Source organism: Nocardia puris (assembly GCF_003315035.1).
In the GTDB taxonomy this organism is placed as follows: Bacteria; Actinomycetota; Actinomycetes; order Mycobacteriales; family Mycobacteriaceae; genus Nocardia; species Nocardia puris.
Genome location: NZ_QNRE01000008.1, coordinates 1 through 26,480, shown reverse-complemented (window position 1 = coordinate 26,480; position 26,480 = coordinate 1). Strand labels below are relative to the sequence as shown.

At 67.0% G+C, this 26,480-nt stretch carries 23 protein-coding genes and 1 riboswitch; of the genes, 16 read left to right on the top strand and 7 right to left on the bottom strand.

Going from position 1 to position 26,480, the window contains the following annotated elements:
- Positions 1-113 precede the first annotated feature (113 nt).
- Positions 114-578, bottom strand: a complete 465-nt coding sequence (locus tag DFR74_RS20285) for a tRNA (cytidine(34)-2'-O)-methyltransferase (protein ID WP_067512325.1) — start codon at positions 576-578, stop codon at positions 114-116.
- Between the two features lie 142 nt (positions 579-720).
- Here DFR74_RS20285 and DFR74_RS20280 point away from each other — a divergent pair, with 142 nt between their 5' ends.
- Complete coding sequence (locus DFR74_RS20280) at positions 721-966, top strand: DUF3017 domain-containing protein (protein WP_228790757.1); 246 nt, start codon at positions 721-723, stop codon at positions 964-966.
- Positions 967-1,087: 121 nt separating this feature from the next.
- Here DFR74_RS20280 and metX read toward each other — a convergent pair whose 3' ends face one another.
- Together metX and DFR74_RS20270 are read right to left on the bottom strand one after the other, a co-directional pair.
- Positions 1,088-2,191, bottom strand: coding sequence for a homoserine O-acetyltransferase MetX (gene metX, locus DFR74_RS20275; RefSeq protein WP_067512368.1), 1,104 nt, complete (start codon positions 2,189-2,191; stop codon positions 1,088-1,090).
- A 71-nt stretch (positions 2,192-2,262) separates the two neighbouring features.
- Complete coding sequence (locus tag DFR74_RS20270; protein WP_067512370.1) at positions 2,263-3,591, bottom strand: bifunctional o-acetylhomoserine/o-acetylserine sulfhydrylase; 1,329 nt, start codon at positions 3,589-3,591, stop codon at positions 2,263-2,265.
- A gap of 90 nt (positions 3,592-3,681) precedes the next feature.
- Positions 3,682-3,794: riboswitch (SAM riboswitch) on the bottom strand.
- A gap of 342 nt (positions 3,795-4,136) precedes the next feature.
- On the opposite strand from DFR74_RS20270, the gene DFR74_RS20265 reads away from it, so the two are divergent.
- On the top strand, positions 4,137-5,354 hold the full coding sequence (locus tag DFR74_RS20265; RefSeq protein WP_067512329.1) for an NADP-dependent isocitrate dehydrogenase: 1,218 nt from the start codon (positions 4,137-4,139) through the stop codon (positions 5,352-5,354).
- A 114-nt stretch (positions 5,355-5,468) separates the two neighbouring features.
- On the opposite strand, the gene DFR74_RS20260 is transcribed toward DFR74_RS20265, so the two are convergent.
- Positions 5,469-6,893: an FAD-binding oxidoreductase gene (locus tag DFR74_RS20260; RefSeq protein ID WP_084538002.1), complete on the bottom strand. Its 1,425-nt coding sequence runs from the start codon at positions 6,891-6,893 to the stop codon at positions 5,469-5,471.
- Between the two features lie 456 nt (positions 6,894-7,349).
- Between DFR74_RS20260 and DFR74_RS20255 the strand changes: the two genes are divergently transcribed.
- From DFR74_RS20255 to DFR74_RS20220, 8 genes are all read left to right on the top strand, one after another.
- Entirely contained in the window at positions 7,350-8,522 is a 1,173-nt protein-coding gene (locus DFR74_RS20255) for an MFS transporter (RefSeq protein WP_084538006.1), read from the top strand.
- Positions 8,519-9,157 (top strand): TetR/AcrR family transcriptional regulator, encoded by a 639-nt coding sequence (locus DFR74_RS20250; RefSeq protein WP_067512336.1) that lies wholly within the window; start codon positions 8,519-8,521, stop codon positions 9,155-9,157. Before DFR74_RS20255 ends, DFR74_RS20250 begins: the two co-directional genes overlap by 4 nt.
- Before the next feature lie 1,043 nt (positions 9,158-10,200).
- Positions 10,201-11,406 (top strand): lipid-transfer protein, encoded by a 1,206-nt coding sequence (locus DFR74_RS20245; protein ID WP_067512372.1) that lies wholly within the window; start codon positions 10,201-10,203, stop codon positions 11,404-11,406.
- A 42-nt stretch (positions 11,407-11,448) separates the two neighbouring features.
- Positions 11,449-11,883 carry a type II toxin-antitoxin system Rv0910 family toxin gene (locus DFR74_RS20240; protein WP_067512339.1) on the top strand — a complete coding sequence of 145 codons (435 nt, stop codon included), beginning with the start codon at positions 11,449-11,451 and terminating at the stop codon, positions 11,881-11,883.
- A gap of 9 nt (positions 11,884-11,892) precedes the next feature.
- Positions 11,893-12,768 (top strand): MaoC/PaaZ C-terminal domain-containing protein, encoded by an 876-nt coding sequence (locus DFR74_RS20235; RefSeq protein WP_067512341.1) that lies wholly within the window; start codon positions 11,893-11,895, stop codon positions 12,766-12,768.
- A gap of 120 nt (positions 12,769-12,888) precedes the next feature.
- A complete protein-coding gene (locus DFR74_RS20230) occupies positions 12,889-13,767 on the top strand; it encodes an SDR family oxidoreductase (RefSeq protein WP_067512343.1) in 879 nt (292 codons plus the stop codon).
- Positions 13,768-13,794: 27 nt separating this feature from the next.
- Positions 13,795-15,042: an acyl-CoA dehydrogenase family protein gene (locus DFR74_RS20225; protein ID WP_067512345.1), complete on the top strand. Its 1,248-nt coding sequence runs from the start codon at positions 13,795-13,797 to the stop codon at positions 15,040-15,042.
- 255 nt (positions 15,043-15,297) lie between these two features.
- Positions 15,298-16,524 (top strand): serine hydrolase, encoded by a 1,227-nt coding sequence (locus tag DFR74_RS20220; RefSeq protein ID WP_067512347.1) that lies wholly within the window; start codon positions 15,298-15,300, stop codon positions 16,522-16,524.
- A gap of 340 nt (positions 16,525-16,864) precedes the next feature.
- Here DFR74_RS20220 and DFR74_RS20215 read toward each other — a convergent pair whose 3' ends face one another.
- Positions 16,865-17,746 (bottom strand): alpha/beta fold hydrolase, encoded by an 882-nt coding sequence (locus DFR74_RS20215; RefSeq protein ID WP_084538003.1) that lies wholly within the window; start codon positions 17,744-17,746, stop codon positions 16,865-16,867.
- Positions 17,747-17,815: 69 nt separating this feature from the next.
- On the opposite strand from DFR74_RS20215, the gene DFR74_RS20210 reads away from it, so the two are divergent.
- Both DFR74_RS20210 and DFR74_RS35480 read left to right on the top strand, forming a co-directional pair.
- Positions 17,816-18,649 (top strand): exodeoxyribonuclease III, encoded by an 834-nt coding sequence (locus DFR74_RS20210; protein WP_113975212.1) that lies wholly within the window; start codon positions 17,816-17,818, stop codon positions 18,647-18,649.
- Positions 18,650-18,728: 79 nt separating this feature from the next.
- Positions 18,729-19,148 carry a hypothetical protein gene (locus DFR74_RS35480; RefSeq protein ID WP_147265861.1) on the top strand — a complete coding sequence of 140 codons (420 nt, stop codon included), beginning with the start codon at positions 18,729-18,731 and terminating at the stop codon, positions 19,146-19,148.
- 35 nt (positions 19,149-19,183) lie between these two features.
- Here the strand turns inward: DFR74_RS35480 and DFR74_RS37250 are convergent, their stop codons facing one another.
- Positions 19,184-20,158 carry a transcriptional regulator gene (locus DFR74_RS37250; RefSeq protein WP_232331854.1) on the bottom strand — a complete coding sequence of 325 codons (975 nt, stop codon included), beginning with the start codon at positions 20,156-20,158 and terminating at the stop codon, positions 19,184-19,186.
- Between the two features lie 879 nt (positions 20,159-21,037).
- Entirely contained in the window at positions 21,038-21,385 is a 348-nt protein-coding gene (locus tag DFR74_RS35475; RefSeq protein ID WP_147265860.1) for a hypothetical protein, read from the bottom strand.
- 1,551 nt (positions 21,386-22,936) lie between these two features.
- Between DFR74_RS35475 and DFR74_RS36080 the strand changes: the two genes are divergently transcribed.
- The 4 genes from DFR74_RS36080 to DFR74_RS20195 all read left to right on the top strand — a co-directional run bounded on the left by DFR74_RS36080 (position 22,937) and on the right by DFR74_RS20195 (position 26,344).
- On the top strand, positions 22,937-23,113 hold the full coding sequence (locus DFR74_RS36080; RefSeq protein ID WP_157115863.1) for a hypothetical protein: 177 nt from the start codon (positions 22,937-22,939) through the stop codon (positions 23,111-23,113).
- A gap of 1,442 nt (positions 23,114-24,555) precedes the next feature.
- Positions 24,556-24,750 (top strand): hypothetical protein, encoded by a 195-nt coding sequence (locus DFR74_RS20200; protein ID WP_067512353.1) that lies wholly within the window; start codon positions 24,556-24,558, stop codon positions 24,748-24,750.
- Between the two features lie 395 nt (positions 24,751-25,145).
- The gene (locus tag DFR74_RS35470) at positions 25,146-25,499 is read left to right on the top strand and encodes a hypothetical protein (RefSeq protein ID WP_147265859.1); all 354 of its coding nucleotides are present in this window, start codon (positions 25,146-25,148) and stop codon (positions 25,497-25,499) included.
- Positions 25,500-25,501: 2 nt separating this feature from the next.
- Positions 25,502-26,344, top strand: a complete 843-nt coding sequence (locus DFR74_RS20195; protein ID WP_067512355.1) for a hypothetical protein — start codon at positions 25,502-25,504, stop codon at positions 26,342-26,344.
- Positions 26,345-26,480: the final 136 nt, after the last annotated feature.

Below are 26,480 nucleotides of genomic sequence, written 5' to 3'. Positions count from 1 at the left end.
GAGTCCGGCTTTCGCGGAAGCCCTTGACGCGCGGCACCGGACCGGGCGGTAGAAGCCAGGCACCGTGCAGCGCACGAGGAGCACGCGTCGGGGCGACGGAGATCGTCCGCCGTTCACACCGCGCCGGGGAACCCGAACTGCCGCCACGCCTCGTACACGGCGACCGATGCGGCATTGGCCAGATTCATGGACCGCCGCCCCGGCAGCATCGGGATGCGCACTTCGTCGGTGATGTGCGGGTCGGCGAGCACGTGATCGGGCAGGCCGGAGGGCTCGGCGCCGAACAGCAGCACGTCACCGCGCCGGTAGGCGATATCGGTGTAGCGGGTCGTGGCCTTGGTGGTGAAGGCGAACACGCGGTCGGGGCGCAGCGCCGCCCACGCGGCCTCGAGGTCCTTGTGCACGGTGACCGAGGCCAGGTCGTGGTAGTCCAGGCCCGCGCGGCGCAGCTTCGACTCCGAGAGGTCGAACCCCAGCGGCTCCACCAGGTGCAACTCGCACCCGGTGCCCGCGGCCAGCCGAATCGCGTTACCGGTGTTGCCCGGGATGCACGGCTCGTGGAACATCAGCTTCAGCACAGCACATCAGCTTGTCATGCGGGGCGGGACGGGTCTCGGGTGGGCGTCTGCGAGAATCGGTGCCGTGACCGATCTCGACGCGCCGGCCGGGCGCAACACGGGCGGCGGACGGGCCGCGCACTTCCTGCGCTGTCACCTGCCGATGGTCGTGGTCTCGCTCGTCATCGTGGTCGCGATCGTCTTCGTCGCCTCCGACCGCTGGCGGCGCGGCGCGCTGTTCTTCGGCGGCGCGGCCCTGCTCGCCGCGGCCTTCCGGCTCTGCCTGCCGACCGTGCGGGTGGGCCTGCTCGCGGTGCGCAGCAAGCCCTTCGACGTGGCGGCTCTGAGCCTGCTCGGCTCTTCGATCGTCTTCCTCGCGGCGACGATCAACACTCTCGGCGTCGGCTGAATCCGGGCGTCAGCGCCCACGCCAGGTATCGCCACCCACCATCGGCGGGTACGTCGGTCTCGGGAAAACCATCGTGCGCCGAACGGAACTCGCGCGACGAGCTGACGAAAACGTCCGGCGCTCAGCGGTTCTCGCGCGCCAGCCGCATGGTCTCGGTGAGCAGCTTCGACACGGCGGCGGCCTCGGTGAGGAATCCGTCGTGGCCGTCGCGGGAGTGCACCACCTCGAGGCCGGCGCAGCCGGGGAGCAGATCGGCCAGCTCCTGCTGGGTGTGCAGCGGGTAGAGGCGGTCGGAGTCGACACCGCCCACCACGCACGGCACGGGGGTGCCGGCGAGCGCGGTCTCGATACCGCCGCGCCCGCGCCCCACGTCGTGGCGGTTCATGGCCTCACTCAGCAACACGTAGGTGGCGGGATCGAAACGCCTGCACAGCTTTTCGGCCTGGTACTCCAGGTAGCTCTGCACCGCGTACCGGCCGCCCGCCAGGGGATCCTCCCCCTCCTGCGCCTGGTTGGCGAAGCGGTGGTCGAGCTCGCCCTCGGTGCGGTAGGTGAGGTGCGCGATGCGCCGCGCGATGCCCATACCGGTCGTCGGCGCGCGATCGGTGTGGTGGTAGTCGCCGCCCTGCCAGTCCGGATCGGCCTTGATGGCGGCGATCTGGGTGGTCTGGGTGCCGATCTGGTCGGCCGTGGCGCGCGCGCCGACGGCCAGCACCAGCGCGGCGGCCACGCGCTCGGGCGCGCCGATCATCCACTCCAGCACCCGCATCCCGCCCATCGAGCCGCCGACCACCGCGGCCAGCCGCTCGACGCCCAGCCGGTCCATGAGCGCCGCCTCGGCACGCACCTGATCGCGGATGGAGATGGACGGGAAACGCGAACCCCACGGAGTGCCGTCGGGCGCGAGCGAAGACGGGCCGGTGCTGCCCTTGCAGCCGCCCAGGACGTTCGCCGCGATGACGCACCACTCGCCGGTGTCCATGGGCGCGCCCGGCCCGACCATGCCGTCCCACCAGCCGGGCTGCTGGTGGACACCGCCGGGCGGGCCGACCACGTGCGAGTCACCGGTCAGGGCGTGCTCGACGAGCACCACGTTGTCCAGCGTGGGCGACAGCTCGCCCCACCGCTGCACCGCGAGATGCACATCGGGGATGACCGCGCCGCTCTCCAGCCGCACGTCCCCGATCTCGACGAGACCCAGCCTGCCGTCGGGCGGCGGCAGCAGTTCCGCACCCGAAGGCGCGGAACCGTCCGCCGGCCGCGACGGCCGGGCGTAGCCCTGATCGGTGCTCACGGTCACGTCGTGGCCGCTTCGAAACCGGCTCGCAGGTCGGCCAGGATGTCGTCGATCCCCTCGATGCCCACGGCCAGGCGCACCAGGCCGGGCGTGACGCCCGTGGTGACCTGCTCCTCGGGCGTGAGCTGGGAATGCGTGGTCGACGCCGGGTGGATCACCAGCGAGCGCACGTCGCCGATATTGGCGACGTGGCTGTGCAGGGTGAGCGCGTTGACGAACTTCTTGCCCGCGTCCACGCCGCCGCGCAGCTCGAACGACACGATCGAACCGACACCCTTGGGCGCCAGCTGCTGCCCGCGCTCGTACCACGGCGAGGACGGCAGGCCCGCGTAGTGGACCTTCTCCACGGCGGGGTGCTCGCTGAGGAACTCGGCCACGGCCTTGGCGTTCTGCACGTGGCGCTCGATGCGCAGGCTCAGCGTCTCGATGCCCTGGCTGATCAGGAAGGCGTTGAACGGCGACACGGCCGAACCCAGATCGCGCAGCAGCTGCACCCGCGCCTTGAGCGCGAACGCCGGCGCGCCGAGGTCGGCGAACACCACACCGTGGTAGCTGGGGTCGGCGGTGGTGAAGCCGGGGAAGCGGGCGTCGCCCTGCTCGTCGGTGACCGTCCAGTCGAAGGTGCCGCCGTCCACGATCACGCCCGCGATGGCCGTGCCGTGCCCGCCGAGGTACTTGGTGGCCGAGTGGACCACGATGTCGGCGCCGTGCTTCAGCGGCTGGATCAGGTACGGGGTGGCGGCGGTGTTGTCCACGATGAGCGGGATGCCCGCGGCGTGCGCGACACCGGCGATGCCGGGGATGTCGAGGACCGAGCTGCTCGGGTTGGCGACCGTCTCGCCGAAGAAGGCCTTGGTGTTCGGCCGGATCGCGGCCTTCCACTGCTCCAGATCATCGGGATCCTCGACGAAGGACACCTCGATGCCGAGCTTGGGCAGCGAGTAGTGGAAGAGGTTGTAGGTGCCGCCGTAGAGGTGCGGGCTGGAGACGATGTGGTCGCCCGAGTTCGCCAGGTTCAGGATGGCGAAGGTCTCCGCGGCCTGGCCGGAGGCCAGCAGCAGCGCCGCGACGCCGCCCTCGAGCGCGTTGATGCGCTGCTCCACCACGTCCTGGGTGGGGTTGATGATGCGGGTGTAGATGTTGCCCGGTTCGGCCAGGCCGAACAGCGCCGCCGCGTGATCGGTGTCGCGGAAGGTGTAGGACGTCGTCTGGTAGATCGGCAGCGCCCTGGCGTTGGTGGCGGCGTCGGGGGCCTGGCCCGCATGGATCTGCTTGGTCTCGAAGGACCACTGGGCAGGGTCGAACTCGGCCGATGCGTTGTCGGTCATGGTGTTGGTCTCCACGGAGTTTCGCCGGAATTCAAGGGAATCGAGGATGCGGTCTATCGACTACAGCAACACATTTCCGGGAACCTCCTGCTGGTGCGCTTGCCACCCGGCCGTCGGGTGGCCAGGTCCTCACCCGGAGCACCCCACCGCAGCTGGAGGGTTGCCGGCCAACGAGCCGGGGCTTGGCGTTGGCACTCATGACCTGACCGACATGTTAGCTGGCGCCCGCCGTCGGCCGAAATCCCTCCCCGGATAGGCCGCGCACCGGCCGCACCCGCGACGCGCAGGTCGCGGCCGGATGTCATGATGGTGAAGGTGGTGCGGATCACAGGTGATCCGCGGGTCGGAGGTTCGTCACAGTCCGCACAACGGGCCCTCCCCGAGCGGTGAGGACTCCGACAGCAGTACGCTTGTCTTGTTTGCACCACGCGTCCCGCAAACACCGCGGGGCATATACGTTGTCTGTTGAACAGCTGGGGTCCGCTCACAAGCGTGTTCGCCTGGCCGTGCAATGAGGGCACCATCCTAGGAGGACACGAAGATCCATGTCCAAGATCAAGGTTGAAGGCACCGTCGTAGAACTCGACGGCGACGAGATGACCCGGATCATCTGGCAGTTCATCAAGGACAAGCTGATCCACCCGTACCTCGACGTGAACCTCGAGTACTACGACCTGGGGATCGAGTACCGGGACAAGACAGACGACCAGGTCACCATCGATGCGGCCGAGGCCATCAAGCGCCACGGCGTGGGCGTCAAGTGCGCCACCATCACCCCGGACGAGGCCAGGGTCGAGGAATTCGGCCTCAAGAAGATGTGGCGCTCGCCCAACGGCACCATCCGCAACATTCTCGGCGGGACCATCTTCCGCGCGCCGATCATCATCTCGAACGTGCCGCGCCTGGTGCCCGGATGGACCAAGCCGATCATCATCGGTCGTCACGCCTTCGGCGACCAGTACCGCGCCACCGACTTCAAGGTGTTCCAGGCCGGCACGGTCACGCTGACCTTCACCCCCGAGGACGGCAGCGAGCCGATCGTGCACGAGGTCGTGAAGATGCCCGAGGACGGCGGCGTCGTCATGGGCATGTACAACTTCAAGAAGTCGATCGTGGACTTCGCGCGGGCGTCGTTCAACTACGGCCTGCAGCAGAACTACCCGGTCTACATGTCGACCAAGAACACCATCCTGAAGGCCTACGACGGCATGTTCAAGGACACCTTCCAGGAGATCTTCGACGCCGAGTTCAAGACCCAGTTCGACGCCGCGGGCCTGACCTACGAGCACCGCCTCATCGACGACATGGTCGCCTCCTCCATGAAGTGGGAGGGCGGCTACGTGTGGGCCTGCAAGAACTACGACGGCGACGTGCAGTCGGACACGGTCGCGCAGGGCTTCGGCTCGCTGGGCCTGATGACCTCGGTGCTGCTCACCCCGGACGGCAAGACCTGTGAGGCGGAGGCCGCGCACGGCACCGTCACCCGGCACTACCGCCAGCACCAGCAGGGCAAGCCCACCTCGACCAACCCGATCGCGTCGATCTTCGCCTGGACCCGCGGTCTCGAGCACCGCGGCAAGCTGGACAACACCCCCGAGGTGATCGGCTTCGCGCAGACGCTCGAGGACGTTGTCATCAAGACCGTCGAGGGCGGCCAGATGACCAAGGACCTCGCGCTGCTCGTCGGCGGCGACCAGGGGTACCTGACCACCGAGGAGTTCCTCGGCGCGCTCGACGCGAACCTGGCGCGCGCACTGCGCTGATCTGTGCACCGGGGCCGGGCCGTGCGCCCGACCCCGGGTGAACCGGGCACCCGCCCGCCCTTGCGGCGAACGGGTGCCCGACGTGTTTTCGGGGGTGGAGCGGTTGCCGGTTGATCAGAGTGCGGGGTGGACGCCGATGCGGTGGTCCGGGTCGATGGTGTTCGCGATATCGCGCAGGCGGGCGTGGTTACCGGCCAGATAGCGGTGCGCGGGGTGGCTCACTTCCGGGTAGTTGAGGTATCCGCCCGCCGAGTGGGGGCCGACTCTGTGATGCGCTCGCGCTATCCATTCGGTGGCCGCGGCGTGGTCGGTGGGGTTGTAGACGATCCACTGGACCAGGGCGGTGTGGGTGCGCCAAGGGAAGGCGGTGGCGTTCGCCGGAATGTCGCGGACCGCGCCGTCGAGGGGGTCGACCAGCGCGCCGCCGGAGCCGCCGGTGCGGGAGCGGTCGGTCACGGCGGCGACGAGAGCGTCCGCCGCGTCGGGGGTGAGGTCGGTCAGGACGTCCGATCCGGCGGCGAGGCTGGTGCGCGACGGGGTGCGGGTGCCGCCGGCCAATTCGAGTGCGGTGGCCGCGTGTTCGAGGGTGCGCGTTTCGGCGGTAGTCGGCTGGGCACCGATCGCTCGGGCCAGGCCCGCCGCCGCGCCGGAGCCCGTTCCCGCTGGGCCGACCAGCAGGACGACACACGCCACGCCGCCGTGCCCGTCGGCGCGGACCTCCACGTTGGCCCACTGTGCGCGGCTCGCCGTCGCGAGCCAGTTCGCCCAGCCGAGCAGCGTCCGCGCGGCCGCTTCACCCGGAAAGCTCAGGCGCGTCAGGTCTTTCGATTCGGCGGGATGGGTGGCGACGGTGAGTTCGGTGACGACTGCGCAGCGGCCGCCGCCGCGCAACGCCCAGAACAGGTCAGGATGGTCGGTCGCGGACACCTCGGCCTTGGTCCCGTCGGGTAGTACCACCCGCGCGCCGAGCAGTCGGTCGCAGGTGAGGCCGCGCGCCCGGGAATCGACGCCGATGCCGCCGCCGAGCGCCAGCCCGGTCACGCCGACCGTCGGGCAGGTGCCGAGCGGGATCGTGCGCCCGTGCGCGCCGAGGGCGTCCTGCGCCTGGGCGATGAGCGCGCCGCCGCCGAGGTGCGCGTTCCCGGAGTCGAGACGAACGGCGTTCAGGTCACGCAGGTCGAGGACGAGCGTCCGGTCGGCGGCCGACGCGCCCACATACGAGTGGCCGCCGCCGCGCGGCGCGACCGTGAGGTGGTGGGCGGCGGCGAAGGATACGGCCGCCGACACGTCATCCTCGTCGGCAGCGCGCACGACGGCGGCGGGCAGCATGGCGTCGAATCGGGTGTCGTGCAGCAGTTTCGCGGGGAAGTAGTCCGGCTCCCACGGCAGCAGCAACCGTCCACGCAGTCCGCGCCGCAGGCCCTCCCAGTCCGGCATGCCGCCCGACCCGGAGGTGACCGGATCGCCCGCCGCGGGCGCGCCGAGCACCGAGCCGACCGCCGTGGCCGCCCCGGCTCCGAGCGCCGCGCGCAGGAACACGCCGCGAGAGAATCGAGTGACGATGGGCGGGAGTCTAGGGGCGCGCGGCGCAGGATCGCGTCATTCCGAGGGGAATCCGGAGGGGTGTCCGGTCGGTGAGGGTGGATTCTTGTGTGGGGGCACGGAGCGTGGGGCGGCGCGGATACGGGCCCGTCGGCCCGGATGCTGGAAACCGTGCCCGCCGTGGTGTGCCGATGTCGTCGAGTCGCCTCGACGGTTCAGCTGGGTTGGGAGTGGCCGCCGGCGGTGGCCGACAGTGTCGCGGTCTCGTCCGGTTTGCCGGATATGTCGGTGAGCTGCGGGAATGATCTTGGTCGGCGGTGTCGGAACTCACGTCGATCCGGGGATGCGGACGCGAGGGCGGGGTGGTTGTAAGAACCCGTGACGAGTCCGGCAGCCACCACCCAGCCCACCGCCCCGCCCGAGCTCGAGCGCACCTCCTGGCACATCCCCGCGATGCTGGCGTTGGCGCTCGGCGGCTTCGGCATCGGCACCACCGAGTTCGTCACCATGGGTTTGCTGCCGGATATCGCGTCGGCCATGAGCGTCTCCGAGCCCACCGCGGGGCATGCCGTCTCCGCGTACGCGCTGGGCGTGGTGATCGGCGCGCCGCTGCTGGCCGCGCTGTGCGCGCGGGTGCCGCGCAAGCGGTTGCTGATCGCACTGATGGTGGCGTTCACCCTGGGTAACGCGGCCACCGTGCTGGCCCCGACGTTCGAGTCCCTCATCGCGGCGCGGTTCGTCTCCGGGCTGCCGCACGGCGCGTACTTCGGTGTCGCCTCCCTGGCTGCGGCCTCTCTGGCACCGGCGGGGCAGCGCGCGAAAGCGGTTGCCGCAGTTATGCTGGGGTTGAGCGCCGCCAACGTTGTCGGCGTTCCCGCCGCCACCTGGCTCGGTCAGCACCTCGGCTGGCGGGACGCGTTCGTGGTGGTCGCGGTGATCGGCGTCGCCACGGTAGCGGCGCTCGTTCGCTACGTGCCCGACCTCACCGGCCTGCGCACTTCCGACCCGCGCACCGAACTCGGCGCGCTGCGCCGCCCGCAGGTGCTGCTCACCCTGGGCGTCGGCGCCATCGGCTTCGGCGGCATGTTCGCCGTGTACACCTACATCACCACCACCCTCACCGATGTGGCGGGCATGTCCCTCGGCTTGGTGCCGGTGGTGCTCATGCTGTTCGGGCTGGGCATGGTCGCGGGCAATATCGTCGGCGGCGTGCTGGCCGACCGCGGCGTCGACCGCGCGGTGTTCTACGCCATGATCGCCATGGCCGTGGTGCTCGCCGGCTTCATCGCCGCCGCGCACCACCCGGTCACCGCCGGGATCGGCGCGTTCCTGGTGGGCGCGACCGGCGCGTCGCTCGCGCCGGGGTTGCAGACCCGTCTGATGGACGTGGCCGCCGATGCCCAGACCCTTGCCGCCGCGCTCAACCACGCCGCCCTCAATATCGCCAACGCGGCAGGGGCCTGGCTGGGCGGCGTGGTGATCGCCGCCGGACTCGGCTACACCGCGCCCGCCGCCGTGGGCGCCGCTCTGGCGGTGGCCGGGCTGGCGCTGTTCGCCGTGACCGTGCTGGCCGCGCGCCGCCCAACACATACAGCTGTGCATGTAAGCGTAGAATCGTCGGAATGACCAGGACCGCGGCGGACCGGCCGCAGCGCCGGACCCAGGAGCAGCGCAGCAGCGAGATGCGCACGCGCCTGCTCGACGCCACCATCGACTGCCTGGTCGAGTACGGATACGCGGGCACCACCACGCCGCGCGTGGCCGAACGCGCCGGCGTCACCCGCGGTGCCCAGGTGCACCATTTCGGTTCCAAGACCGACCTGGTGATCGCCGCCATCAGCCACCTCGCGCAGCGGCGCGCGGAATCCGCGATGCGCGAGATGTCGCGGGTGCAGGACGGCGCCGACCCGGTGGGCGCGGCACTGGACTTCCTGTGGGAACTGCACCAGGGGCCCTTGTACATCGCGACGGTCGAGCTGTGGGTGGCGGGCCGAACCGACCCGGCGCTCGCCTCGGCGATGGAGAAGGTCGAGCCGTTCGTCAATAACGCGGTGCTCATGGCGGTCGCCCGGTTCGTCCCCGACGAGGTGCGCCGCAAGGACGCCCGCGACTTCGTGTACACCGCCATGGACGCCCTGCGCGGCATCCTCATCTCCAACTTCATCGAACCCGATCCCGACCGCGCCCGCCGCCGCTGGTCCCGCGCCTGCGCCAACCTCCGCGCGGCCGCCGACGCGGCCTTCGTCCGGGTGACGGACTGAGCTACCACTCGCTGCTGCCCGCCGGCTCGGGTTGCCTGTCCCGCCCGATCGGGCGGGCGCTTCCGCCGCATCGGGCAGATCGCCGAAGTTCGGCATCCCGGCGTGGATCGTGATCGAGTCCGATCGAGGCAGGCCCGAGATCGGTTGCGGCCTTTCGTGATTCGTTCGATGCTCTGACCCGGCATCGAGGAGTACCTCTCGACCGAGTACATCGCGCTGACCTGATCTCGCCCGCGAAATGGAAGAACCGGCCCGGAGAACTTCACCCGGCCGCAGCGGACGCCCTTGCGCGCGGTGGCCCCGCAGCTGATGGACGCCCTCTGCGCCCGGTCGCACCGGATCCGGCGGTGGGCGCTCCGGTGCGCGCGGGATAGCGCTCGGCCGAGCCCATTCCTGAACGCGTACGTGATGCGGGTGCCCGTCGCTGGAACGTGCGGGCCGCGTCCACGGCCATGTGTGCGCGACGGTACCTGTCGATCCCTCCGCCCCGTCGACGAACTCGGTGCCATCGCGCACGGAAGCCGATTCCGTCGACGATCTCGGCGCAAGCCTCGAGGATGCGGGACATAGTGCAACGGTGGCCGTACCGGCCCACCGGGACTCGGACGCTCGGGCGAAATCTGCTTCGGGAGTGGGCCGGGCGGGTGGCGAGATGCGGACGGCGGCGTCCTGCGCCTGAGCCTGCGCCCGCGCGGACTCGCCCCGCGGGCGATCGGCGCGGCGGCGGTTTCGATTGCGGCGAGCGTCGCGCGCGTCGCAGGGGTCGCGAGTCGGGGCCGTGGTGGAAGCCGGTGGCGCCCGGCTGAAGGTCGCATCCGGTCGGCGCGTTGCTTGACTCCGGCCGATGGTTTCCAGAACAAGGTCATCTGTACGTCGTGTCGGTCCAGCAACTCGCAGGATGCTCGCGATCTCGGGCGTGTGTCGGCCGCGCACCCTTGCGCACTTACATACATATCCGTATGTTTGTTTTCAGTCGATCCGGTCGGGATCGGGCAGCGATCTCCGCCTGCGGCAGGGCGCGCGGGCGGGAAATGAGGAGTTCGATGGCGAACAAGGTCTACGTCGTCGGCGTCGGCATGACGAAGTTCGAGAAGCCGGGCCGCCGCAAGAACGAGAACGGCAGCGACTGGGACTACCCGGATATGGCGCGCGAGTCGGGGACCAAGGCCCTGGCCGACGCGGGCATCGACTATCGCGAGGTGGAACAGGCCTACGTCGGGTACGTCTACGGTGAGTCCACCTCCGGGCAGCGCGCCGTCTACGAGCTGGGCATGACCGGCATCCCCGTGGTGAACGTGAACAACAACTGTTCCACCGGATCCACCGCGCTCTATCTCGCGGCGCAGGCCGTGCGCGGCGGGCTCGCCGACTGCACGCTGGCGCTCGGTTTCGAGAAGATGCAGCCAGGGTCGCTCGGGTCCACCTGGGACGACCGAGAACAGCCGATGGCCAAGCACATCATGGCGCTGGCCGAGATCTCCGAGGTGCTGTTCCCCGTGGCGCCGTGGATGTTCGGCGCGGCGGGCCGCGAGCATATGAAGGAATTCGGCACCACCGCCGAGCATTTCGCCAAGATCGGGTTCAAGAACCACAAGCATTCGGTGAACAATCCGTACTCGCAGTTCCAGGACGAGTACAGCCTCGACGACATCCTCGGCTCGCGGATGATCTACGACCCGCTCACCAAGCTGCAGTGCTCGCCCACCTCGGACGGATCGGGCGCGGTGATCCTCGCGAGCGAGGCCTTCGTGGACCGGCACGGCCTGGCCGGGCAGGCCGTGGAGATCGTCGGACAGACGATGACCACCGACTTCGGCTCCACCTTCGACGGTACCGCCAAGAACCTCATCGGCTACGACATGAACGTCCAGGCCGCGCGCAAGGTCTACGACCAGGCCGGCCTCGGCCCCGAGGACTTCCAGGTCATCGAGCTGCACGACTGCTTCTCCGCCAACGAGCTGCTGCTCTACGAGGCGCTGGGCCTGTGCGCCGAGGGCGAGGCCGGCAAGCTCATCGACGAGGGGCAGACCACCTACGGCGGCCGCTGGGTCGTCAACCCGTCCGGCGGGCTCATCTCCAAGGGGCACCCGCTCGGCGCGACGGGCCTGGCCCAGTGCAGCGAACTCACCTGGCAGCTGCGCGGCGCCGCGGACAAGCGGCAGGTCGAGGGCGTCACCGCCGCGCTCCAGCACAACATCGGCCTCGGCGGCGCCGCCGTCGTCACCGCCTACCAGCGCGCCGAGCGCTGAAACCTCCAGTACCCCAGCATCGTTCGACACAGGAGTCACGCCATGGGACACATCGAAGCCACCAAGGACGTCAGCGCCACCCCCGAGGCCCTGTGGGCCGTCGTCGCCGACCCGCAGACCTGGGACAAGTGGTTCACCATCCACGAACGGTTCATGGAGGAGCCGCCCGCCACGCTCACCGAGGGCTCGAAGCTGGTCGCCAAGATCGTGATGCTCGGAATGGCCAACAAGCTGGAGTGGACCATCAAGTCGGTGGACGCGCCGAGCAAGCTGACCCTCGGCGGCACCGGCATGGCCGGGGTGAAGACCGAATTCACCTTCGATATCCAGCCCAAGGGCGACGGCAGCGTGATCGTGGTGTCCGGCGACTTCGAGGGCGCCCTCATCAAGGGCGCGCTCGGCAAGGCGGTCGAGAAGGACGGCATCCGGCAGCTGGACCGCTCGCTCGAGCAACTCGACGCGCTGGCCTCGGCGTAGGGGCGCGCGATGACCGCCGAAACCACCGCCCGCGTCGTCGAATTCGACGACGCGGGATTGAACACCTGGTCCGACGACGAGAGTTTCGAGGTGACCGCCGAGCGCATCGCCGAATACGCCGCCGCCACCAACGACCCGATCGAGGCGCACCGCGCGGGCGCGATCGCCTCCCCGGTGTTCGCGATCGTCCCGGTCTTCGAGGCCATGATGATGCCGGTGATCGAGGTCGCGCCGATGGACATCTTCGGCCGGGTCGTGCACGGCGAGCAGGACTTCCACTTCCACCGCCCGATCCGGCCCGGTGACAAGCTGGTGTCGCGGGCCAGGGCCATCGGCTACGCGGCGCGGTCCAACGGCAGCACCATCACCATCCACATCGAATGCCGCGCCGAGGACGGCGAACTCGTCAACGAGCAGTACCTCACGGCGTTCTTCCGCGGGATCGACGCGGGCAAGTCCGTCGGCGAGGCCGCACCGCCGCACAAGTTCGACGAGGCGCTGCGGGAGCGGGAACCGCTCGCCGCGGTGGCCCAGCACGTGGACGACGACCAGACGTTCCGGTACTCGCCCGCCTCGGGCGATCCGGTGCCGATCCACCTGGACGAGCAGGTCGCCAAGGACGCCGGGCTGCCCGGCATCATCGCGCACGGGCTGTGCACCATGGCGTTCGCGTCGTGGGCGGTGCTCACCGAGGTGGCCGGGTCCGACGTGTCCAGGCTGCGCCGGTTCACGGTGCGCTTCGCCGGCCTGGTCTTCCCCGGTGACGATCTCGAGACCCGCGTGTGGCGGGCGGGCTCGGCCGACGGCGTGACCACCTACGCCTTCGAGACCGTGCGCGGCACGGACGTGGTCCTGAGCGACGGACTCGCCGAGATCGCCGACTGACCGGGCCGGGCCCGACGGCGGTAGTGCGGCGTGACCACACAGGGCCCCCGACCTTCCCCCGTTCCGCTCCGCTCGTCGCGCGGAGGGCGGACAGTAGACAGCACAAGAGGAGCAACACACATGGGCGCATTGGCAGGACGTGTCGCCGTCATCACGGGCGCGGGCCGCGGCATCGGACGCGAGCACGCCCTTCTGTTCGCGCGGGAGGGCGCCTCGGTCGTGGTCAACGACCTGGGCGGCAGCAACGCGGGGGAGGGGGCGGACAGCGGCCCGGCGCAGGAGGTGGTGGACGAGATCAGGGCCGCGGGCGGCACCGCGGTGGCCAACACCGACAACGTCGCCACCTGGGAGGGCGCGCGGAACCTGGTGCAGCAGGCCGTCTCCGACCTGGGCGGGCTCGACGTGGTGGTGAACAACGCGGGCATCCTGCGCGACGCGTTCATCGCCGGTATGGACGAAGCCCAGTGGGACGCGGTGATCGCCGTGCACCTCAAGGGTCACGCCGCGGTGCTGCACCATGCCGCCGCCTACTGGAAGGCGCAGAGCAAGGCGGGCAACCAGCCCGACGCGTCGGTGATCAACACCGCCTCGGCCTCCGGCACCACCATCCCCAACGCGGGCCAGGCCAACTACGGCGCCGCCAAGGCGGGCATCGCCGCGCTGACCCTGGTGGCCGCCGACGAGCTCGCCCGCTACGGCGTGCGGGTGAACGCGATCGCGCCGATCGCGCGGACCCGGCTCACGCTGGCCACGCCCGGTATGGGCGAGATGATGGCGGCCGAGGCCGAGTCGGTGGACGAGGGCGGGTTCGACGCGTTCAGCCCGGCCAACATCTCCCCGCTGGTGGCCTACCTGGCCGGCGCCAAGTGCGAGATCACCGGCAAGGTGTTCGCCGTGCAGGGCGGCGCCATCTCCGAACTGGCCGGCTGGCACGACGTGAAGACCATCGAGACCGAAGGGCCGTGGGAGATCGACGACATCGCCGCGCGGCTGCCCTGATCGTCCGGAAAGGCTGGGAGGACAACGATGTTCGAATGGTCCGAAACCGATGTGATGATCCGCGACGCGGTGCGGGCGTTCATCGACAAGGAGGTCCGGCCGCACCTGGACGCCCTCGACAGCGGTGAGATGCTGCCGTACCCGATCATCCGGAAGCTGTTCGCGGAGTTCGGGATCGACGCCCTCGGCGCGGAAGCGGTGGAGAAACTGCTGGCGCGCAAACGCGCCAAGGAGGCGGGGGAGCCGCGCGCGGAGAAGAAGGAGAAGTCTTCCGGCGCCAGCCCGTTCGCGGGCCAGGAATCGCTGATGGCGGTGCTGGTCGGCGAATTGTCCGGCGTGTGTATGGGTTTGGTCACCGCGATGGGCGTGAGCATCGGTCTCGGCGCCACCACCATACTCTCGCGCGGCACGCTCGCGCAGCAGGAGCGGTGGCTCGCCGACATCGTGACGATGAAGAAGGTCGCCGCCTGGGCGATCACCGAACCCGATTCGGGCTCGGACGCGTTCGGCGGCATGAAGACCTACGTGCGGCGCGACGGTGAGGACTACATCCTCAACGGCCAGAAGACCTTCATCACCAACGGCCCGTACGCGGACGTGATGATCGTGTACGCGAAGCTGGACGAGGGCGACGGCGCCGACAAGCGCGAGCGCAAGGTGCTGACCTTCGTGCTGGACAAGGGCCTGGAGGGGCTCACCCAGGGCAAGCCGTTCAAGAAGATGGGCCTGCACGCCTCGCCGACCGGCGAGCTGTTCTTCGACAACGTCCGCCTCGGCCGCGACCGGCTGCTCGGCGAGACCGAGGAGCACAAGGGCGGTGACGGGCGCGAGAGCGCGCGGTCGAGTTTCACCGCCGAGCGCATCGGTGTGGCGTTCATGGCGCTGGGCATCATCAACGAATGTCACCGGCTCTGCGTGGAGTACGCGAAGAGCCGCAAGCTGTGGGGGCAGGAGATCGGTCGCTTCCAGTTGGTGCAGCTGAAGCTGGCCGAGATGGAGATCGCGCGGATCAACGTGCAGAACATGGTCTTCAACGCCCTCGAGCGTGGCCGCGCGGGCAAACCGCCCACGCTGGCCGAGGCGTCGGCGATGAAGCTGTACTGCTCGGAGGCCGCGACCGACGTGGCGATGGAGGCGGTGCAGCTGTTCGGCGGCAACGGCTACATGACCGAGTACCGCGTGGAGCAGCTGGCCCGCGACGCGAAGTCGCTGATGATCTACGCGGGCAGCAACGAGATCCAGGTCACCCACATCGCCAAAGCGCTGCTGGCCTAGCCGACGTGCGCCCAGGTGGGCGGGGTGGCGCGCCGGGAGCGCGGCCCGTGGCCGGGACGGCACCCGTACGGACGTTCGCGGACCGTGCGGGTGCCGCTCGTCTGTGCTGGTCATGCCACCGACGGTAGGCCGCCGCGACCGCGGCGATGCCCGCCCGACCGGCGGATGTGGACAACTCGCGGCCTGGGGATAACAGCCGGTCGGGGCCGTGCGCGACTCAGTGGACTTTCAGGTGCGGTCGTTAGGCTCGGGCGAATGGACGCACAAGCGGACACGCTGATCACGGTCGCCGACGACCTCGACGCGGTGACCACGCGCGGGCACGAGGACGAGCCCGCCGCGGCCGGGTTGGACCGGGCCGGGGTCGAGGCGGTGTGGGAATCCGTGCGGGACTGGTACCGGCTGGGGACCACCCCGGCGATCCAGCTCTGCGTACGGCGCGACGGGGCGGTCGTCCTGAACCGCGCCATCGGGCACGGGTGGGGTAACGCGCCCGGTGACGGGCCGGAGACCGAGAAGGTGCTCGCCACGCCCGATACGCCGTTCTGCGGCTTCTCCACCGCCAAGGGCGTCTCCGCGACGGTGCTGGCGATGCTCGCCGAACAGGGCGCGTTCGGCATGAACGACCCTGTGTGCGAGTACATCCCGGAGTTCGCGGCCAACGGCAAGGCCGCGATCACCATCGGCGACGTGCTTTCGCACTCGGCGGGCATCCCGTTTCTGCCACCGCCCTACCGGGCGCTCGACGTGATCACCGACGAGGAGTTGGCGGTGCGGGCGCTGGCCGACCTGAAACCCAGCTGGCCGCCGCGCCGCTTCCGCGTCTACCACGCGCTCACGGGCGGGCTCATCCAGCGCTCGCTGGTCCGCCGGGCCACCGGCAAACCCCTGCGCGCGCACCTGGCCGAACAGGTCCTCGAGCCACTCGGCTTCCGCTGGAACAACTTCGGCGTCCGGCCCGAGGACGTGGACAAGGTGATCCCGAGCGTCAAGACCGGCCCCGGTCCCTCGCGGATCTCGAAGTTCTTGGCGCGCAAGGCGCTCGGCGGCGGCATGGGCCGAGCCATGTCCGACGAGGCGCTGACGGCATTCCTCACCGCGGAACTCCCGTCCGGGAACCTGGTGACCACGGCCGCCGAGCTCTCCCGCTTCTACGAAATACTCGCGCGCGGAGGCGAACTGGACGGCGTACGGATCCTCTCACCCGAAGCGCTGCGCGACGCGGTGGCACCGGCGCCGCGCATCCCCGGTGCGGCGGGGCGGGTCTCGCGCGCCGGCTTCGAATTGGGCGGGCGCCGCTCGAAATTCGGCCGCGACACCCGCGCGCACTTCGGTCGCAGCGGCCTCACCACGCAGTACGGCTGGGCCGACCAGGAAAGGGGCCTGTCGGGCGCGGTACTCACCAGCGGCAAGGCGACCATCGACACCGACCGACCCTGGCGGCTCGTCGCCCAGATCTCCGACCTCACCCGCCGGACATGATTCCGCGGGCCGAATACCCGATCGACGGCGCACTTGATCGATGGAGCGCCCCCGGCGAGCTGATCACCTCGGGCCGCCCGATGATGCTCGGCTACCGGCTACCGGCTACCGGCTACCGGCTACCGGCCGCCGGACGTGACAACGGGACGACTATCCGCCCGGTGACCGAGTCCGGTCTCGGAGATCCGAGGTGCACGCAGCTGTCCGGGCGGTGGAACTTCCGCCCACGTACTGGCGGTACTTCTCCGCCGACGGCGTGGCGTTCTCCAGGAGACAGTCCGACACGATCACGCGGCGTCCGAACTCCGTGCTCGATCGGCGTTGCGGTGCAACGACTTCCCTACACCGCGCGCAAGCGGGTGCGGCTGGCGTAGACGTGTTCGGCGATGAGCGTCGCGATCCGGTCGGGGGCCTCGAGCATCGGCACGTGGCCGACGCCGTTGACCAGGATGCGGTCGGCGGAGTCGGGGAGTTCGCGCAGGTAGCGGCGAGCGTAGACGCGGTTGGGGATGATGCGGTCGGTTTCGGCGAGCAGCAGGCGGACCGGGGTGGTGAGGGTGGACAGGTCCGGCATGGCGTCGGCGAACAGGCCGCCGACGATCAGCGGCAGCATGGCCTGGCAGTGCAGGGCGGCGCGAATGGTGGTGGCGGCCTCGTGGCGCGGCACCACCGACGCGTTCTTGTTCAGCAGGAACAACACCAGCCGCCGCACGGCCGGATTGTCGGTGGCGAACGAGCCCAGCCGTTTCCCCAGCTCGACGGCCGGCACCAGGGACAGGAACTTCGCCCCGATGCGGAACTGGGCGAACGACGGACAATGCCAGCCGCCCGCGGGCGCGATCAACGTCAGCGTGCGCGCCCGGCCGCGGCGCGCCAGCTCCACGCCGATCCAGCCGCCGAGCGAGTTGCCCGCGATATGGCAGGTGCGCCAACCCATTTCGTCGAGCTGCCGCTCGATCGCGTCGGCGAGGGCATGGGGGTCGGTGGTGCGGCCGGTGAGCGGTGCGCCACCCCAATGTCCCGGCAGCGCGGGCGCGTACACCTCGCAGTGCGAGGCGAGCCGGGCGGCCGTGCGCTCCCAGACATGCGGCGACAGCATGAACGGGTGCAGCAACAGCAGCGGATCACCGGAACCCAGGTGCAGGGCGCGGGTCGGCCGGGCGACTTCGGCCGGGGCGCGGTGTGCGCGGGCGGCCGGGGACTTGGAGGCGTCGGACTTCATCGTCGGCACCCCTTCCTGGACGGCGGTGTCCGGGGGCGGTATGTCTGACCAGCATTGTACGGTCGATACGTGCCGCACATCATCTCTACAGTGAACGTCAACGGCGTCCGCGCCGCCGCGGGGAAGGGCATGCTCGCCTGGCTCGCGGACACCGAGGCCGACGTCGTCTGCGTGCAGGAGACCCGCGCGACCGACGACCAGACCCGTGCCGCGCTGGCTCCCGCGCTCGCCGACGGCTGGTTTCTGACCAACGCCGAACCGGAGTCGAAGGGCCGCGCCGGTGTCGCGCTGCTCTCGCGGCGCGAACCCACCGCCGTGCGAATCGGATTCGGCAGCAAGGAGTTCGACGCCGCGGGCCGCTACGTGGAGGCCGAATTCGGCGAGGTGACCGTGGCCAGCGTCTACGTGCACTCCGGTGACGCGGGCACGCCGCGCCAGGACGAGAAGTACCGGTTCATGGCCGAACTCGGCGCCTACCTGAAGGTGCGCACCGGCGACGTCGTGGTGTGTGGCGACTGGAACATCGCCCACACCGAACTCGATCTGAAGAACTGGAAGGGCAACCTGAAGTCGGCGGGTTTCCTGCCCGAGGAGCGCGCCTGGATCGATGAATTGCTGGCCGCGGGCTACGCCGACGTGGTGCGGCGGTTGCACCCCGGCGTGGACGGTCCGTACAGCTGGTGGTCCTACCGCGGCCGCGCCTTCGACAACGATTCGGGCTGGCGCATCGACTTGGTTCTGGCTACAGAGGATATCGCACCGCACGCAACTGCGGCGCAGGTAGAGCGTGCTGCTGCCTATGACCAGCGTTGGTCAGACCATGCCCCCGTCACGGTGCGGTTCGACGGGTTGCCGGGGCTGATCGGTGGAAAGACTTCAGACCTGGTGGCTAGCCGGGCTTAGGGGTGATGAAGGTTGCCCAATGGCGCTGTCCCAGAACGGCTTACGCACGAACGGTGGCTTAGGCGGATACCCTGGAAGGGTGACGTTGACGCAGCCCTGGGCAACCATAATCGCAGCGCTTCTTGCCATCCTCGCGGCATCCATCGCATATCGCGGTGTGCTCATGAACATCCGTGAACAGCGTCGAAGCGAACACCGAAAAGCGGCGATGGATGTACTCACTGAGGCCCTGGCTGCAAAGAACTCGGTGGGGGATTCCAACGCACGCCTGATTATGGAGGGCTCTCCGGCCGCGCGTCAGTGTCACGAGGAGGCACTAGACCGACTTCGCAACGCGGGAGAGATGTTGTCGCTTTTCGGGTTTGACGATGCCGCCACCTCTATGGAAGCACTTTGGACGCACTACGGAGTCACTGGCAGCCCTGCCGACCAAGCGACTGTGGAACACGGTGCGTTGAAGTCGCTCCGCCTCGCAAGGGAGCAATTGTTTAATCGGTAGATATGCCCCGTGGGGTGGACCTTTGGAACCAGTTCTTACCCCTCTATCTCATCCATGAGCATCCGGAGCGTAAGAGAGTGCTTCTCCGGCGGTAGCGCATTCAGCGCTGCACGGGCATACGTCGTGCCTCCCTCGCGGTCTCCGGCACGGACTAGCATCAATCCCCGGTGCATCTCGAGGTGTGTAGCGAACCTAGGGAGTGTCGGCGGGAGGTACCGCCGTGCTTCGTCTTGAGCATCTACGGCTTCTGCTTCGTCACCGAGACGTGCACGGAGCAGCGACCGGAACACCCCGAGACGCCAATACGGCACGGCGTAATCCGATGCTTCGGCATCGTCTGAGCCTGCCTGGTCGAACACTCGTCTTCCTTCGGTATCAAGCGCTCTTGCAGTGTCTACGTCGCCGGTGATCGCTGCGGCATGAGCCTTGCCGTAGATGGCGTTCAATCGGCCAAGAGATGGCTTGTCTGAGATGGCTAGCGCTTGGTCGGCGAACATCGTTGCAACCGGCAGTGAGGCACCTTCGTAGCCCAGGGCGATTGCCGCCCGGCCACGTACCCACACCCGCGTATCCACGTCGCCGGAATGGTCGGCGGACTCAGCCGCCATCCGGTACCACGTAACAGCTTTCGATCCATCCGAGCCGGGGAATGTCTTGGCGAAAAGGGTCATGAGTCGGGCGGCGTGTGTCCACATCTGGGGGGTGTCGCATTGTTGTTGGATCACTGCCAGGTCAACGGCTAGCCGCTGCTGAATCTCAGCCGCCCCGGAGGTCATGTAATCGGCTCCGTATCCGGTGAGCGTGTGGGCCCACTGGTCGACCGAGGGGCCCTTACCCCTCAGACGCGCTGAGAACCCCTCAGCGAGCAGATCAGACGCCACAACGGGGGCCACCACGGTAGCGGCCATCGAGGATAGAAACTGTCGGCGTTGCACGGTGTCGGACTCCATCACAGCAAGGGGCACATCTAGAACGGCGGCGAGGTGCCTGAGCCAGAACGGCGACGGCACCGACTTACACGACTCCCACCGGCGCGAGATGTATTCGCGCGTGATCGGTTGCCCCGAGTGCTTTTCGAGTTCGTGAGCAAGGCGACCTTGTGACCACCCGCGAGCCTGCCGCAGATCGCGAATGAGCTTGCCCGTGTGCATGAATCCATGATGCCCCGGCGCGTGTCTGTTCGCTTGTGTGCCACTAGGAATGCCACCCCATGGCACTAGGTGTGCCACTGCCTCAGAACCTGTATGCGCTGAACGATTGACAGCGGAGCGCAGAGAGGGCGCGACACTCAACGGGCCGCCCGGACGACTTGAGATTTGGTTGTTCGGGTGGAGCCCGGCCACAGCTTGGAGGGGTAACCGTGCCACTGCCGCAACGCACACCGAAAACGAAACGTCCACACCCGATCGAGGTTGCCCCGCCGGCTGTCATACGCCGGCTGTTGGAAGCGCTCGACAAGTGGCAGCCGAAACAGCAGGCGTCATGAGCGCAGTGATACGGGCTCGATTGGATGCGTTGACCCAGCGGGCGGCACTGCGGTCACTCTCGATTCGGCGGGCCCCTGAGCCGCCGTATGGGTGGGAGCTGGCTTCTCCGTATCGGGTGGTGTGTCGAGGGTCGTTGGACAACCTGGATGCGTGGCTGACTGCTGCGGAGCAACGAGACGCCGCGTGTCCGATGCGTGTACCCGGGATGAGCGCGGATCATTGATGAGCTTCGGTCTACTGGTTGCGTTCGCTGTGCCTGCCGTCGTCCTGGTGGCCGCGATTCTCTGGCCGGGTGACGGCTAAGCTTGCCGGGTCTACCAACAACCCATGTTCGGCCTGACACTGATTGAATACCCCCGAGGTGCCCCCAGCTCGAAAGCTGGGGGCTTCTTGGTTTCCGGGTTACCGGATGCGGGGGTTGTCCTTCCTCAGCTCTTCCAGCTTGCGCACGGATTCCGCGAATCGCTCGTGTTGCTCGTCCGCGAAGCGGCGGTGAGCCGCCTCATGCGTCGGGGGTTCGGTTCGCCGGAGTGGGGCGATCCAGGTCCGCTCGATCTGCTCGATGAGCCGCATTCGACGGCGCGCTTCTTCTAGCGCCAGAGTCTGGAGATTCCGCCGCATGTTGTCGCATCGCCGAGCTTCCTGGACGGCGGGGAGGCTTTCCACCCACCTCCGTTGCTGCTCCACGCGCTCCACCATCCGCCGGAGGTTGTGGATTTCTTTCAAGACAGGGGTCTCGCTCGATTTCACGGACCACCTTCCTTCTGTTGTTCGCGGCGGTAAGAAACTCTCGATTCCGCCTGGAGTCTCAATTATTGCGGGCGCGGTCCGTTCTCGCTTTCGGACATCGGCCACTTCGCCGTGAACCCGGTCGCATAACCGCGTGTCGGTGACGAACGCCATCGAAGAACCAGCCCGACCGGAAGCCCTCGAGCGAAGTTCAGCGTCGCCTAGTATGTGTGGCAGATGCTTAACCCTGATCGGGTGAGTGTTCGCGGGAAAGATCCTGAACTGCGAATATGTCTCGCCGGTCGGGGCCGGCCGGCGTGAGATAGGTGTTACAAAGACTCCGACCGGCCACGCGAAGAAACTACCTCCAATCTCGGGTCGGATTGGTGGCACCGCAGTAGGCCGCCGCTGTATCGGCGAACCCTCCCGGCGGGGCCGCATGAGCAGTTGCCGAGCCCTTCGACGGGCTCCGAGCCGCCGGTTCGCGGCGTGGCCGTCCTGCCCGCCTCGCCGGCCCAGATCCGTCGAATCGGCCTACATACCGGCCGCGCTCGGAAGCGGGGACATCGATACACCCGCCCAGCGTCCACGGAGAGCGACGAATAGGGGCTAGGTGGCACCCGTGGACGGTTTCGGTAGTTGGTGCCGACACAGAGCCATGATTTCGGGAGTCATCGCGCGACCTGGTGTTTTGCACGCCTCGCTACGGCATCCCCGCTGGTCAGAGTGGGTAGATTTTCCTGCAAACCGGTCGTGGCCTGGTCGTTGCTGCCGCGATGGACGGCGGAAGCCTGCACGTGGAACCGGCCCCTCACCCGTCCGACACGCCCGGGGGACTACCCCCGCGCGCATAGAGCGAGCGAACGCCCGCGCGTACGCACGCGTTAAAGAACCCCTTTAGGGGTTCTAACTCTAACTACCTAGACGGGTCCTTTGGACCCTTTGAAGCCACGGGCAACGTGGCGGTCTCTTGTTGGTCGCCGCCTCAATCCCATCGAATCACCCTAGAGACTTTGACCCCCTCGGCAAGGGTGAGAGGGGATCAAAGCCCCTTAGCTGCTTCGCTGGCAATCCAGTCGCTGACGGCGCGGTCGATTCTGGCGACATCGAAACAGGGTTGTTTTTCCTAAATTTCAACGATCGAGAAACGGTCAAGGGTTCCTCTGTGACCTCGCTCACAGTAGGGGTCAGAACCATGATTATCACACCATTATATAAGTGAGGGAGAGGCGTACCCACCTCTGTGAGGTGACTCACATCCCTGTGGAAACCTCGAAATACTCATGCATATACAAGTGAAGCACCCGGCGTCTTAAGGCGACCGGGATTTTTTATGCCCTCTCATCAGTAGCCCTACTGCTAAGGAAAGGAACCCCGCGTGGAGTACTGCCTGCATAACCACGAGATCCGCAGCAGCGCAGACCGTACCAAGGAAGGTCGATGCCGCAAGTGCCACAACGGACACCTATCCCGACAACGCCAACGAGCTTCGGCAGCGCTGAAGATCGTAGACGCTCTGAGCAAGGGGCGAGAGATCCCCGAAGACGCTATAAACCGCTGGAAGGGCGAGTGATGAAGAAACCGAAGGTTGAGCGCCGGGTCAACCGTGAGACCGGGGGCATCTATTTCAAGGTGACCCGCGAGGGAACATCAGCCTTCTTGCTGTTGAGCCCTGAAGAACTGTTCGAACTAGCGAACCAATCCATCGATGCCCTGGGAGGCACCCGCAATGACCAATCGACCCAGTAACGCCCGATTCGATGTTGTTCACCATGGTGGCCTGGGGGCCAATCCGGATGGCACCAAGCTATACGCCTCGTTGCCGATGGGGCTTGCCCGTGATCCGAGGCTATCCCACGCGGCTAGGTCGGTAGCTCTGTACGTCTGGTCTCATAAGCCGTCGCGTCATCAGTCCGCGAAGGTCGTTGCGGACGATCTGGCGATGGACCGGAAGACCGTCGCTAAGGCATTGGGGGATTTGCAGGACAACGGGTGGTTGGTTCGACAGTCGTACTTTAGGACGGGGCAGGGGCGTCAATCGTTTGAGGTGTGGCACCTTCAGATGTCTAACACTCCGTTCACTCCAGGGCAGATCGGGTCTTTGTCCCGCCGCGTCGAGTTCGGCCATGGGGAGAAAATCCCCACCCCCCATGGGGAAGAAGCGGTCACCCCCATGGGGAAGAACTCCCCACCCCCATGGGGAGAAAACGGCCACCATAGTAGTAGATGTAGTAGTTCAGAAGAAGTAGAGAAAGTAGTAGAGGAGATTGGGTCTATGGACCCTGATACCAGCGCAGAGGCGATGGGATCTGGTGATCCCTCGAACACCCGCGAGGGACCTTCCCTACTTCGTAGGTCCCTCCCGGGCGTCCCAGACTGGGATAAGACCGATGGATGGTTGGAAAACATCAACCCCGAAGGAAACGACCGAGTGTCAACGGAGATGGGTTCGCCGTGGGACTCACCCAACACGGGCAGTGCAACGGGCTCGTCGCCCTGGCCGCGTAGGTCGAAGTGCATCCGTTCATCGTGTAGTGACCCGTGGTGCGAGGTGCACGCCACCGCTTCTGACCAAGCGCCGTTCTAGCCAAAGGGCACTCCGCCACTAATCAACCATCAGGGCCTTACAGCTTCGGCTGTCGGGCCCTTTGTCGTGTCCGGGGAAAGGAATCGATGACACAGCCGTACATGACCCACTGGAAGGCGACGACCACCGCCGACAGAGAAGCGGCGTACCAAAACTATCTCGAACGATCTGAACCGTACTTCCGGGCGATCGCGGAGCGTGGTGGGTCGCCGTGGTTCTCCAGCGAGGGGGAGCGTCGGGCGTTGTTCTTCCGGCGATGGGTCCGCCCGGTTCCGCCACTTGACGATAGCGATTCCTGGTGGCCGTTTGCTGCCCCCTAGCGTCCACGCTGACGCGCGAAATCGCCAAATCCACCCCCTACTACCTAGAAACTTGGAAGCGCTTAGAAAGGCTGAATATTGATCGTCAAAGAATGCGAGCGATGCGAGGAAGGGTTTGAGGCTCGCCGGATCAATCAGGCGGTCTGCCCATCGTGTCGTATTCAAGAATCCCCGGGATCGTCTCAGTGCCCGTTCTGCATGGCGCACTACTACACGCACACGAACGTAAGCGCCACGGAGCTAACCCGGCATGCGTCGGGTAGATGCCGGAAGAAGCAAGCGGCATGACCGAGTATCAGCGCCGGGAGCGTATCTGGATCGCGCCGCGCCATCCGGGCGGAGGCACCGCGCCCGGTCTTTATGTTTTCGACTATCAAACCCGGGCGCGGGTGATGCTGCGCATGCATGACGTGTACCGACTCATGGACGCGGCGCAAGACCTCATCGATGAATACGAAGAACGGAACAGGGAGCAATGAGCCGTCAGCGGCACGACATCGGCAACCAGAAACGGCTACGGCGCGAGGCAGAGGAACTTCGGCTTCGTGAGGCGAGAGAGATCGAAAAACAGCGTCGGCAGGCGCTGAAACCGATATGGGCCAAGAAGAGGGTGGCGAGATGAGTAGTAGGGACGACTTCGCGGAAGCGCTTCGCGAGTGCTCCCGCCGTATGCGGGGCGAGTCAGATTCGCCGCCGGCGGAGGAGGTGGGGAGACGCGCTGACGATATCCAGTCCGCCCTAGCGCCGGTGTTCTCGCATGCAGACAACGTCAAGGACATGACCCGCGAACCAGTGCGATGGCAGGAACCATGCAACCGTTGTGGCGAATCAGCGGGATGGTATTCCGATTCCTGCCCCAACAGAGAGAACAACAATGTTTGAGAACAAAGCAAGCGGCTTGAAAAGCATGCTGGAACAGATGCTGAACGACGGTCAACCCAAGCCCGACCGCTCCAACACGCGATCGAAAGGTTCTCGACAGAGTCTCCGGCAAGAATTGCTGGACGCCCTTGCTGACACCGGAGCGAGCACGAATAACCACGTCCACAGCCGTGACGTTCCGGTAGCCAATCCGGCGGTGGACAACCTGTTGGATCTTGCCGAGAGCATTCGCCGTCAGCGGGAGGCGGAACCCGGACAGCTGGCACACCGCATCGCCGGTGAAGGCGATCTGAACAGCTCATTCAAGAATCTTGAGAACTACCTGAACAATAACGGAGGATACTGAACATGCTTAACGAATTCTACGATGCTTATGCTACCCACACCGATAACGCGCGTCTGGTTGCCACCAACGGTGGAACCCTGAGTAAGGAATGGCTGGCCATCGATGCTAACTACGAGGCGTTCAGGTATCGCCAGGTGTCTTTTGTGCATGATCTGACACACGCGGTGATCAACGGCGAGGATGAAGCCACGCTCAACCAGCTGCATACGCTGGCAATCGCTTCGGCTATGGGTGGTCAGCAGGGCACAGACCGCTACTCGGTAGCAGGCACAGCGGAAGCGCTGATCGATCGTGAGGTAAGGCAGCAGGTTACGAACGCTCTGGTACAGGAGTACGCCAAGACCGGTGCCCAGAACTTCAAGGCTGTTGGTGCTCGGCTGCTCGATAAGATCACAGAACTTAAGGTGTTGTCTGATGTAGTCGATATCGATGCCGATCCATCGGCGCTTGTTGGCCAACCGATGAAGATTCAGCAAGCGTGGATGCAGGCCGGCGACATCGTCAATGGGATTGACAAGGCATTCGCTGCGTTCCAAGCTGCCGCAGCTTTGGAGGGTCGCGTGTTGACCAGGAATGATCAGGCTATCGGGCTTGTGTGCCCGACTACAGGCACAGGTGCCGAACGTCGCGAGCTGTGGGACGCATGGGACTCGGATAAGCGCACGGGTCGTTGGGGTGCTCTCATCAAGGCGGGTATCGACTTGAAGCCTATTAGCTCCGTCCGTGAATACACGGCTTACGACCGGCCTACCTCGGAGTGGAAGACGGTTCAGGCAGAATGGGGCGGCATGCAACAGTTCTTGGTTGACTCCGAGGACAACAGTATCAAGGTGGATAAGCAGTGATTCATACCTGTATTCGCCTCCTCTGAGCGATCAGAATTCCTGGTCAAGTCCTGGGGTGTGGTGTAACGGAGTTGGTCACCGCGTGATCGGTTGTTCGGTCAGGCGGTGAGTTCTGCGGGGGTGGTGTCCTCCTGTT

Bases quoted from the DNA above. Each gene is read 5' to 3' on its own strand.
- DFR74_RS20280 (WP_228790757.1), top strand. From the start codon at position 721: ATGGTCGTGGTCTCGCTCGTCATCGTGGTCGCGATCGTCTTCGTCGCC.
- DFR74_RS20270 (WP_067512370.1), bottom strand. From the start codon at position 3,591: ATGACCGACAACGCATCGGCCGAGTTCGACCCTGCCCAGTGGTCCTTC.
- DFR74_RS20265 (WP_067512329.1), top strand. From the start codon at position 4,137: ATGTCCAAGATCAAGGTTGAAGGCACCGTCGTAGAACTCGACGGCGAC.
- DFR74_RS20255 (WP_084538006.1), top strand. From the start codon at position 7,350: ATGCTGGCGTTGGCGCTCGGCGGCTTCGGCATCGGCACCACCGAGTTC.
- DFR74_RS20250 (WP_067512336.1), top strand. From the start codon at position 8,519: ATGACCAGGACCGCGGCGGACCGGCCGCAGCGCCGGACCCAGGAGCAG.
- DFR74_RS20245 (WP_067512372.1), top strand. From the start codon at position 10,201: ATGGCGAACAAGGTCTACGTCGTCGGCGTCGGCATGACGAAGTTCGAG.
- DFR74_RS20240 (WP_067512339.1), top strand. From the start codon at position 11,449: ATGGGACACATCGAAGCCACCAAGGACGTCAGCGCCACCCCCGAGGCC.
- DFR74_RS20235 (WP_067512341.1), top strand. From the start codon at position 11,893: ATGACCGCCGAAACCACCGCCCGCGTCGTCGAATTCGACGACGCGGGA.
- DFR74_RS20230 (WP_067512343.1), top strand. From the start codon at position 12,889: ATGGGCGCATTGGCAGGACGTGTCGCCGTCATCACGGGCGCGGGCCGC.
- DFR74_RS20225 (WP_067512345.1), top strand. From the start codon at position 13,795: ATGTTCGAATGGTCCGAAACCGATGTGATGATCCGCGACGCGGTGCGG.
- DFR74_RS20220 (WP_067512347.1), top strand. From the start codon at position 15,298: ATGGACGCACAAGCGGACACGCTGATCACGGTCGCCGACGACCTCGAC.
- DFR74_RS20215 (WP_084538003.1), bottom strand. From the start codon at position 17,746: ATGAAGTCCGACGCCTCCAAGTCCCCGGCCGCCCGCGCACACCGCGCC.
- DFR74_RS36080 (WP_157115863.1), top strand. From the start codon at position 22,937: ATGAAGAAACCGAAGGTTGAGCGCCGGGTCAACCGTGAGACCGGGGGC.
- DFR74_RS20200 (WP_067512353.1), top strand. From the start codon at position 24,556: ATGACCGAGTATCAGCGCCGGGAGCGTATCTGGATCGCGCCGCGCCAT.
- DFR74_RS35470 (WP_147265859.1), top strand. From the start codon at position 25,146: ATGTTTGAGAACAAAGCAAGCGGCTTGAAAAGCATGCTGGAACAGATG.
- DFR74_RS20195 (WP_067512355.1), top strand. From the start codon at position 25,502: ATGCTTAACGAATTCTACGATGCTTATGCTACCCACACCGATAACGCG.